At 73.5% G+C, this 1,156-nt stretch carries 1 protein-coding gene; it reads left to right on the top strand.

Annotation, left to right across the window (positions count from 1 at the left end; genetic code table 11):
• A partial coding sequence (locus K4G64_RS39260) for a polyketide synthase (protein ID WP_221760619.1) occupies positions 1 to 1,156 on the top strand: 1,156 nt, incomplete at both ends.

Here is a 1,156-nt window from a genome sequence, read left to right as displayed (position 1 = left end):
CGATGGGTTCGTCCCGGGCGGCGGTGGCCCGCGCCCCGCGGCCCACCGCCGCCCGGGACGAACCCATCGCGATCGTCGGCATGGCCTGCCGCTACCCCGGCGGCGTCGCCTCACCGGACGACCTCTGGCGGCTGGTCTCCGAGGGCGGGGACGCCATCAGCGAGTTCCCCGGCAACCGGGGCTGGGACCTGGACGGCCTCTACGACCCGGACCCCGCCCACACCGGCACCTCCTACGTCCGGCACGGCGGATTCCTGCACGACGCCGACCGCTTCGACCCCGCCTTCTTCGGCATCCCGCCGCGTGAGGCGACCGCCATGGACCCGCAGCACCGGCTGCTGCTGGAGACGGCCTGGGAGGCGTTCGAGCACGCCGGCATCGACCCGACCGGCCTGCACGGCTCCGACACCGGCGTGTTCACCGGCGCCATGTACGACGACTACGCGTCCCGCCTCGCGGCGAGCCCCGAGGAGTACGAGGGCTTCCTGCTCGCCGGCAACCTCTCCAGCGTCGTGTCCGGCCGGCTCTCCTACACCTACGGCTTCGAGGGCCCGGCGGTCACCGTCGACACGGCCTGCTCGTCCTCGCTGGTCGCCCTGCACCTGGCGGCGAACGCGCTGCGCAACGGCGAGTGCTCGCTCGCCCTCGCCGGCGGCGTGACCGTCATGGCCGGGCCACACGTCTTCGTCGAGTTCTCCCGCCAGCGCGGCCTCTCACCCGACGGCCGCTGCAAGTCCTTCGCCGCGGCGGCCGACGGCGTGGCCTGGTCGGAAGGCGTGGGCCTGCTGGTCGTGGAGCGCCTGTCGGACGCACTGCGCAACGGACACCAGGTGCTGGCGGTCGTACGGGGCAGCGCGGTGAACCAGGACGGCGCCTCGAACGGCCTGACGGCGCCGAACGGCCCCTCGCAGGAGCGCGTCATCCGCCAGGCACTGGCCTCGGCCGGTTTGTCCGCCTCCGAGGTGGATGCGGTGGAGGCGCACGGCACGGGCACCCGGCTGGGCGACCCGATCGAGGCGCAGGCGCTGTTGGCGACGTACGGCCAGGACCGCGAACAGCCGCTGCTGCTCGGGTCGTTGAAGTCGAACATCGGGCATGCTCAGGCCGCCGCGGGTGTGGGCGGTGTGATCAAGATGGTGCAGGCGATGCGGCACGG

Source organism: Streptomyces sp. WAC04114 (assembly GCF_019733245.1).
Lineage (GTDB): Bacteria > Actinomycetota > Actinomycetes > Streptomycetales > Streptomycetaceae > Streptomyces > Streptomyces massasporeus_A.
The sequence above is the reverse complement of the archived record's forward strand: the minus strand, read 5'-3'. Positions and strand labels throughout refer to the sequence as shown.